The 8,863-nt window shown below is 48.1% G+C and carries 10 protein-coding genes; 5 read left to right on the top strand and 5 right to left on the bottom strand.

All coding sequences use genetic code 11. From position 1 onward, the window contains the following. Positions 1–2: 2 nt before the first annotated feature. The 5 genes from GC130_RS23080 to mraZ are packed head-to-tail and all read right to left on the bottom strand — an operon-like array spanning position 3 to position 5,347. On the bottom strand, positions 3–1,466 hold the full coding sequence (locus GC130_RS23080) for a UDP-N-acetylmuramoyl-L-alanyl-D-glutamate--2,6-diaminopimelate ligase (RefSeq protein ID WP_152000729.1): 1,464 nt from the start codon (positions 1,464–1,466) through the stop codon (positions 3–5). Continuing rightward, complete coding sequence (locus GC130_RS23085; RefSeq protein ID WP_152000730.1) at positions 1,467–3,566, bottom strand: penicillin-binding protein; 2,100 nt, start codon at positions 3,564–3,566, stop codon at positions 1,467–1,469. 5 nt (positions 3,567–3,571) lie between these two features. Continuing rightward, a complete protein-coding gene (locus GC130_RS23090; RefSeq protein ID WP_152000731.1) occupies positions 3,572–3,949 on the bottom strand; it encodes an FtsL-like putative cell division protein in 378 nt (125 codons plus the stop codon). Positions 3,950–3,956: 7 nt separating this feature from the next. Then, on the bottom strand, positions 3,957–4,868 hold the full coding sequence (gene rsmH / locus GC130_RS23095; protein WP_152000732.1) for a 16S rRNA (cytosine(1402)-N(4))-methyltransferase RsmH: 912 nt from the start codon (positions 4,866–4,868) through the stop codon (positions 3,957–3,959). Between the two features lie 11 nt (positions 4,869–4,879). Beyond that, positions 4,880–5,347, bottom strand: coding sequence for a division/cell wall cluster transcriptional repressor MraZ (gene mraZ / locus GC130_RS23100; protein ID WP_152000733.1), 468 nt, complete (start codon positions 5,345–5,347; stop codon positions 4,880–4,882). 210 nt (positions 5,348–5,557) lie between these two features. On the opposite strand from mraZ, the gene GC130_RS28705 reads away from it, so the two are divergent. From GC130_RS28705 to GC130_RS23115, 5 genes are all read left to right on the top strand, one after another. Continuing rightward, positions 5,558–5,698, top strand: coding sequence for a hypothetical protein (locus GC130_RS28705; RefSeq protein WP_193217963.1), 141 nt, complete (start codon positions 5,558–5,560; stop codon positions 5,696–5,698). 94 nt (positions 5,699–5,792) lie between these two features. Continuing rightward, complete coding sequence (locus tag GC130_RS23105) at positions 5,793–7,013, top strand: alkaline phosphatase family protein (protein ID WP_152000734.1); 1,221 nt, start codon at positions 5,793–5,795, stop codon at positions 7,011–7,013. Positions 7,014–7,342: 329 nt separating this feature from the next. Beyond that, on the top strand, positions 7,343–7,495 hold the full coding sequence (locus GC130_RS28710; protein ID WP_193217964.1) for a hypothetical protein: 153 nt from the start codon (positions 7,343–7,345) through the stop codon (positions 7,493–7,495). Between the two features lie 187 nt (positions 7,496–7,682). Beyond that, positions 7,683–8,096 (top strand): hypothetical protein, encoded by a 414-nt coding sequence (locus GC130_RS23110; RefSeq protein WP_152000735.1) that lies wholly within the window; start codon positions 7,683–7,685, stop codon positions 8,094–8,096. A gap of 9 nt (positions 8,097–8,105) precedes the next feature. Further along, positions 8,106–8,555 carry a DUF1493 family protein gene (locus tag GC130_RS23115; protein ID WP_152000736.1) on the top strand — a complete coding sequence of 150 codons (450 nt, stop codon included), beginning with the start codon at positions 8,106–8,108 and terminating at the stop codon, positions 8,553–8,555. Positions 8,556–8,863: the final 308 nt, after the last annotated feature.

The following is an 8,863-nucleotide window of genomic DNA, read 5'->3' on the forward strand; positions in this document are numbered from 1 at the left end:
GGTTATTCACTAAAAGCTTTTAAAACTTCGGTCACTACTTTTTTATCGTCAAAAGGGTGCTTCACGCCCTGAATCTCCTGGTAGGTTTCATGCCCCTTGCCCGCCACCAGCACAATGTCTCCCGGATGTGAGATGCTAATCGCTGTTTTGATAGCCTCTTTCCGGTCTGGCACGATCAGCGTTTTTCGGTAGTTGCTTGGGCCTACACCCGTTTGCATATCTTTAATGATCTCCATAGGATCCTCAAACCTTGGGTTGTCCGATGTAAGGATCACCTTATCGCTAAGCTGGCAAGAAATGGCGGCCATAAGTGGTCGCTTTGTCTTGTCACGATTGCCGCCGCAGCCTACTACCGTTACCACTGTTTCGTTGCCTGTGCGGAAACTTTTGATCGTCTTCAACACGTTTTCCAGCGCATCAGGCGTGTGTGCGTAGTCGACTATTGCGACAATGCCAGTAGTTGATGGCACAAGCTGGAACCTCCCTCTAGCCGGATCCACATCAGAGAGTTGTGTCAGCACTTCCTCCGTCGGCTCATCGAGCAACACAGCAGTTCCATACACAGCCAGCAAATTGTAGGCATTGAAGTCTCCTACCAGCTTGAACCACACGTCTATATTGTCGATTTGGAGCTCCAGACCCTGAATGGAATTGCTCAACACCTTTGCTCTGAAGTCACTCATGTGCTTCAGTGAGTAGCTTTTTTTCGCAGCTTTTGTATTTTGGAGCATAATGGCTCCCCGCTTATCGTCTTCATTTACCAACGCAAACGCTGAAGACGGAAGCCCATCAAAAAGCATTTTCTTGGCTTTGATGTACTCATCAAAAGTGCCATGGTAGTCGAGGTGGTCGTGGCTGATATTGGTAAACACCGCACCAGCAAACTGCAATCCGGCAACCCTGTGTTGCACAATGGCATGAGAGCTGGCTTCCATGAAGCAGTGTGTGCAGCCCTGGTCGGCCATTTCTTTCAACAGCCTGTTCAGCGCAATGGCGTCAGGCGTTGTATGTGTAGCCGGCAGCACTTCTTCGCCGATCTTGTTTTCTACGGTAGACAGCAGCCCCGATTTGTAGCCCAGCTTGCCAAACAATTGGTGAAGCAGGGTGACTGTCGTCGTTTTGCCGTTAGTGCCGGTTACTGCCACCAGCTTAAGCCTGGAAGACGGGTTGCCATAAAAATTGGAGGCAATAAAGCCCAATGCCCTGGCCGAGTTGTCGACCTTCACATAAGTAACTGTGTCGAGCAGCTTTGCTGGCAAGTCTTCACAAACCACCACGCTGGCTCCTTTGGCTATCGCCTGATCTATATATTGATGACCATCAGTTTGGGTTCCACGAACAGCAATAAATAAGCAGCCCTGCTTCGACTCTCTTGAGTCGAAGCAGATGCCGCCTAAGTCAGTATTCATATCACCTGCAACTGAGATTAGGTTAGTCTTGTATAATATGTCTTTTAACAGGGCCATTTAGCCTAGTTTAATTTTGATTTCACTTCCTTCCGAAACCCTTGTTCCGGCCATTCTCGACTGACTCTCCACTCTCCCATCTCCTTCTATCCGCACCTTCAGTCCCGCATTTTCCAAAACAAAGAGAGCGTCTCTCAGAGTCATTCCGGCTACATCAGGCACAAGGCCTTCTTTCACCTTGTTGGCAGTCCAGCCAATGCTCTTGCCCACAAGTCTCGTTTTCACCCATTCCTCGTCGTCGGCCATTTCATGGTTCGAAACGCCAAATTCATTGCAGATCATCGACAGTTCTGGTAAAAAGCCAGCTCTTACAACAGGAAATACTTCCGTTTGATACGCAACTGCAGGGCGATATTCCTTGTGCACGTCGATATCCTGCGAGTAAATCTTGTCAGCAATTTCCTTGAACACGGGCGCCGCTACGTCGCTACCATAAATCCGGTAGTTTTTCGGGTTGTCAATCACTACGATGCAGCTGTACTTAGGCGCATCGGCCGGAAAATAGCCAGCAAACGATGCGTAGTACTGGTTGACGTATTTCCCGTTGACATACTTCTTGGCAGTGCCTGTTTTGCCGGCGATCTTATAGTGTGTTCCATTGATGTTGGAAGCGGTGCCTCTTTCCACAACCCCCTCAAGGAGCTCTCTCAAATTCGCCAGCGTTTCTTTGGAGCAAATCCTTTTATTGATGACTCTGGGTTCAAATTCCTCCACCACCTTGTCAGCCTTGCGCACCGACCTGACTATAATAGGGGTGATCATTTTTCCATCGTTGGCTACCGCATTGAACATGGTGAGCGTTTGCAGCGGGGTAAGCTTCAGCTCGTAGCCGTGCGAAATCCAGGGCAGCGAAATACCACTCCAGGACGAGTCGGAGGGTGATTTTATGTAAGGCTTGCCCTCACCCGCCATCTGAAAGCCAAGCGGCTGACCAACGCCCATTTCCTTTACGAAGTCGATAAACTCAGAAGGTTTCTTTCCGAAATGCTCTACTACCAGCTTGGCAATACCAATATTGGACGACGATTCGAACATCTGCTTCACGGTGATGGTGCCGTATCCCCCAGGCTTATGGTCCTTCATTACCTGGTTGTAGAACTTATACTCGCCGTTGCCAGTCTGCACGGTATCGGTCAGCTTCAAGTCGGTTTCTTCCAGCAGTGCCATCATCGAGGCTAGTTTGAAGGTAGAGCCCGGCTCCACAGCGCCCTGGCTGCCTACGGCATAGTTGTAGCGTTCCCAATAGTTGCCTTCAGGGTTCTTGCTTAGGTTCGACATGGCTTTGATCTCGCCTGTTTTCACCTCCATCAACACCACGCTACCGTAATCAGCGTTGTGATCAGAAAGGGCCGCCAGCAATGCCGACTCGGCCACGTCCTGCAAGTTGACATCAATTGTAGTTTCTATATCGAGACCATCCTTCGCCTTTACTTCAGTACCATCAAATACGGGCCGCCAGCTACCAGCCATTTTTTGAAAAAGTGCTTTGCCGTCGATGCCGCCCAGCTGGTTGTTGAAGCTGTACTCTAAACCAACTGTCCCTTTTTCGGTCTCGTCTACACTACCGATGGTTCTGTAGCCCAACGTGGAAAACGGATGGTATCTCTTTTCTACTTTTTCAAAGATGATTCCGCCCTTGTTCCTGCCTTCTCTGAAGACAGGCCACTCCATAATTTTCTTCTTTTGCTGATAATTGATTTCAGCCCTGCTTAACAACAGGTACTGCCTCTTGTCTTTTCTGGCTTCCAGTATCCTTCGGCGATACTCCTTTGCTGAGTTGTCCTTGAAAGTTCTTGAAAGCAAGTACGTCAGCGAGTCGAGGTTCTTCTTCAGCAATTCGTCACTTGGCTGCGAAGGATCAAAAGCAACTTTGAAAAAAGGCAGGGAGGTGGCGAGCAAGCTGCCATTATCGGAGTAAATATTGCCCCTGGTGGCCTTCACTGGTAAATAACGAAGGCTGATTTGCTCCGCCATCTTATTCCATTTATCCCCTTGAATGCGCTGCAAATAGAAAATACGGTATACCACCGCTCCTGCAAAAAGAACGACCAATAAAAAGGCCACCCGGACTCTCAGCAATATGGAGCTCTTGATATTCAATCTATTCAGCGTTTATAATCGTCTTCATTAACCACTATCTTATAAGGAGGTATTCTTGTCTCCTGCAATCCTATTTTCTTCACCTTTCTGGCCACTTCTGATTGCTTACTAGCAAACATGTATTCAGACTTCAGCGTGGTGAAATCTGCTCTCAAGTCTTCTACTTCAGCTTCCATGTTGTCGATCTTTCTGATCGTTCTATCAGAAAAATGCCTGTTGCCTATGTAGATAATGCCCATTACAGTAATGAAAAGGGCATAGGGCGTAAAACGTGCCGGAAGTGTATCATCAAGCACACCTTCCAGTTTGAGCCAGCGGCTAAGCACCGCAAAGGGTCCTTTGCCACCGGGCTCATTTTTACTGTTTCTTACTCTATTTTCCATTTTCCTACTACTTCTTTTCTGCTATCCTCAGCTTGGCACTTCGTGCCCGGCTGTTCCTGGCGATTTCATCGTCACCAGCTACTATCGGCTTCCTGTTCACAGGCTCCAGCGGCCTGATCACATTGCCATAAAAGTCTTTCTCATCCTTCCCTTCAAAGTTGCCTTTGTTGATGAAGTTCTTGGCCAGTCTGTCTTCCAGCGAGTGGTACGACATCACCACCAGCCTTCCACCCGGCTTCAGCACTTCAGCACATTGCCCCAGCATTTCCTCCAACACCTCCATCTCCTCGTTCACCTCCAGCCTGATGGCCTGAAACAGCTGAGCCAAAAACTTGGCTTCCTTTCCTCTGGGCGCAAACCTGGCTACCGCCTCCTTCAACTGCTCTATGGTCTCCAGCGGCTTGTTCACCCTATAGGCCGTAATGGCCCTTGCTATCTTCATGGGCTGGTTCAGCTCTCCGTACATGCCGAAGATCTTAGCCAGGTCCCTTTCTCCGTATTCATTCAGCACCTCTTTGGCCGACACCTCGCTGTTTACATTCATGCGCATGTCGAGTGGCCCCTGAAAGCGTGTACTGAAACCTCTTTCCGGCACATCGATCTGGTGCGACGAAATGCCCAGGTCGGCCAGAATCCCATCTACCGCCTGCACTCCATGGAACCTGAGGTACTTTTTCAGGTTGCGGAAATTGCTTGGCACAAATGTGAAAGAACGTTTGTCAAACCCTTCGGCATTGACTTTGGCATCAGCGTCCTGATCAAATCCATATAAGTGTCCGGTGGTAAGCTTTTCTACTATCGCTCTCGAATGTCCGCCGCCGCCGAAAGTCACATCGACATAAATACCGCCGGGTTGAATAGCCAACCCCTCCAGGCATTCTTTGAGCATCACCGGTATGTGGTAGTTTTCCTGGGCCATAGGCATGTGGATTATTCGTCCAGCAGCTTTTGCGCCAATTGAGAGTACTCTTCGGGATTGTTGATCAAATGCTTTTGATATACCCCAGGATCCCAAATCTCAATGCTGGATCCCACTCCTACCACCATCGCCTCCTTTTCAAGAGAAGCGAATTTCATAAAGGTCTTAGGGATTAGTATTCGGCCAGCGCTGTCCATCTCTATCTGGGCAATGCTTCGGAAAAAATTCCGCTTCAAGGCCCTGTTCTCAGGAAGAAATTCGTTGAGCGAAGAAATCTTCGACTGGATCTTTTTGAATTCACCCATTGGGTACAAGATCAGGTTAGGCTCAAATCCCATCCTCAGCACAAGCTCATTCGCCGGCTGACCGGGAGCAGACGCTCCGGGAGCTTCGGGAAGATTGACCTTAATGCGGGCCGGAAGAACCAGCCTGCCCTTGGCATCAATCTTACATTCGAATTCGCTAGTAAAGAATGACATAATGGATTACAGGAAAAACTACAGCAACACTTTCAACAAATGTAATAAAATTATGACACTTCCAACCACTCTCTCCCACTTTCTTACACTTTACTACTAAAAAAGAGAATATTTCCCACTTTTACCCACTATCGACCACACAGTTTACCACCATGCGCATGTAATGAATGGGCGTCAAAGCGATAAAAAAGGCGGGAAACAGAAAATCAAATGCCTATTAACCAGCCAGATAAGGCTGGAATAATTGAAATTCCGGAGGAGCAAACGCAGGCTTGTGCCTACTCACGGCCCACGAGAAATGACGAAGAAAGTGGTGGGGGAAAGTGGGAGGCACCAGCGACCATCGACTAAAAAATTGGCATTTGGCCGTTAACCGATGGTCAATTATTGAAGCAATTCACCGTTACTCTCCTTACCTTGTTACTCCACTATTCGCTGAGTTGATATGAAAAATTTGCTGGTCTTTCTTGTGTTCATCATGGCTTCGGCCGATGCTTTTTCTCAAAAAGTGGTGTTTGTCATTATCGACGGTGTAGAGGCAGAAATCTTCGAAAGGGTTGCCACTCCCAACATGGATGCCATCGCCAAAAGCGGCGGCTATACCCGAGCCTATGTGGGTGGTGAAAGAGGTGGCTATTCAGAGACTCCGACCATCTCAGCGCCTGGCTACAACAACCTCATTACCGGCACCTGGGGCAACAAACACAATGTGTGGGGCAATAGCATCAAAGCTCCCAACTACAACTACTGGTCAGCTTTCAGGTTCGTGGAAGAGCTCGCACCAGAGAAGGAAACGGCCATCTTTTCGACGTGGCTCGACAACCGCACCAAGCTCGTAGGCGAAGGCCTGCAAGCCGCAGGAAATGTGATGATCGATTACCACTTTGATGGCTTTGAGCTAGACGAAAAAGCCTTCCCGCACGACAAGGAGAGGCTGTTCATACACAATATAGACGAGCATGTAGTGAATGAAGCCAGCCGCTACATCAAAGAAAAAGGCCCCGACTTTTCGTGGGTGTACCTGGAGTATACCGACGACATGGGGCACGCCCACGGCAACAGCGAAAAGACCGATGAGGCCATTCGCATGGCAGACGAGCAGATGGGTAGCATCTGGGAAGCCGTTCAGTATCGGCAAAAAGAGAAAGACGAAGACTGGATGATATTCATTACCACTGACCATGGGCGCAGTGCAGAATCAGGTGGGAAAGATCACGGTGGACAATCCGACAGGGAGCGCACCACCTGGATGGTAATGGGGGGAGGACAGCCCAATGCCTATTTCACCAAAGAACAGAACGCCATTGTGGACATTCTGCCGACTGCTTTGCGTTTTATGGGAATTGAGCCAACAAAAGAAAGGATGTATGAGTTGGATGGAGTGCCACTGACGGGCCCTGTTTCGGTCTCTAACCCGGGTGCAATATTGGCAGACAACAAAATCAAGGTCACCTGGAAGGCCATTGACCAAGCCGAAGAAGTGAAAATATCGCTGGCCACGACTAACAACTTTGAAACGGGTGGAACCGACACTTACACCCAGGTAGGGTCAGTGAAAGCAGGTAAAGAAGCCTTTGAAATAGACTTGAAGAAGTACCCATCTGACTTTTATAAAGTGGTGATAGAGGGGAAGTACAATAGTGTGGGGAGGTGGGTGAAGAGGTAGGCGGCGCCGCTTTCATCACAACGTTTCAATACAATGCCGCAGGCTGAGCGCAGCAAGGAATTATTCGAATGTTATACGCATAATATGGGTTCACAAACGGATAAATTATCTTTATTGGGTTTATTTAGACATTTTAATTAATACCTTGACCGGTAGATATAATGGGTATAACACGCACTAGTGCGTGTTACTCAATGTTATAGTGAAGGACTGCGGGACTTGACTACAGATACGGATAGAAAAAGAGAGCGGCCTTTCTCAGCTGCTTGCAAACATTGGTGAAACTTTCTGTCGACCCCTTGGAGGCAGCAAAAAATAGACGCCTACGGATGTCAGGATTTGCTGCGGCTCGACTTGCCACTTCCGACGGACCAGACCGACGCAGGATTCAGCGGTACTCCATGGATTTGATGTCTGGGCAGGCGGACGACCTGGCGGACGGACAGACGGGCAGACGGAAAATCACTATAACACAAGGCTAAAGCGAATGCGGGCCTCGCTGGTTTTCGGTCGTAGTTTGGCTTGGATTGTCCGCCACAAAGTATAATTTTATCATCGGCGTGGCTAAGTGATAGTGGAAAGGGAGCTGCATTGCACTCCCACACTCGCCTTAGCCGAGCGTTGGCATGCATAGACTGCGTGATGAAAAAAATTCTACCTCTTCTGTTCATGGTTATCTCGATTGCTTGCGGAGCTGGCAAGGATTCCCGTCCACAGACTCCTCTCAGAATAGACGCTCCTTTGTTATCAGAGTTTTCGACAAACAATAGTGATCTTACAAGGGCACTCGATCAGATTATTACTTACCTGGACTCGAAAAATGCGCCAACGGACAGCCTGTATTTGACGGACTACCAAACGGACTCAATTCCGTGGGCTTTTAGAATTGATCATTACAGAGCTTTTGTAGAACAAGATAAATTTGACAGAGAAATGGCTAAAGAGGATTCTCTTAGGCAGCTACCCTCTGGGGGACGGGGCGAAATAGTCTATGTTCCTAAGTCGGGCAATCAAAGTGGACATGATCGTTGGATCACCTACAATCCGAAGACAAGTGAAATTAATGACTATCTAGACCAGTAGCCGCAAGAAATGACGTCTTCTGTTAAAAAAGAAAATCGCAATTATGAGCTTTCGGATATCTACTCCCTAATCCGTGACTTCATTTCGAATGAACCCATCAATCCAAACACTGACATCTTCAAAGATTTGTGGTTAGTAGGTGATGATTTTCATGAGCTAATTGAGGGATATGCAAAAAAGTTTGATGTGGATATGACCAGTTATTTGTGGTATTTTCATGCCGACGAAGAAGGCCATAATTTTCCGGGTGGACTTTTCTCAGCGCCTCCATATGAACGAGTCAAGCGAATACCAGTGACTCCCGAACTTCTGCTCGAATTTGCTCGAACTGGGCTTTGGAACTTCCCCTACCCAGAGCATTCAATTCCGAAACGGAGGTACGACTTGCTGATCAATTCCGGCTTTTTCTGGCTGATAGTTGTTCTGATTGTCTTGAGCTTGTTAATCTGGCGGATTTGAAAGCATGCCAACACAGCGGTAAAAATGAATGTGGGCTTCAGCAGTTATCAAAGGTCAGATGGCTTGGATTGTCCGCCACAAATTATAATTTTATCATCGGCGTGCCTGCCTGTCGGCAGACAGGGCTAAGATGTAGTGGAAGCGGAGCTGCATAAAACTCCCACACTCATTTTACCGAGGCGTTGAACGAAACCTCCTTACGGAGGTAGCTTTTCGAAATCCGTATCTTGAAGTGAATCATCAAACTTCAAATGTTATGAAAAAAAAGAAAAGCTAAGCCAGCGGTTCGTTCGTGAGTTGACCTTCCG

Origin of the sequence: Imperialibacter sp. EC-SDR9 (genome assembly GCF_902498805.1) — a bacterium.
In the GTDB taxonomy this organism is placed as follows: Bacteria; Bacteroidota; Bacteroidia; order Cytophagales; family Cyclobacteriaceae; genus Imperialibacter.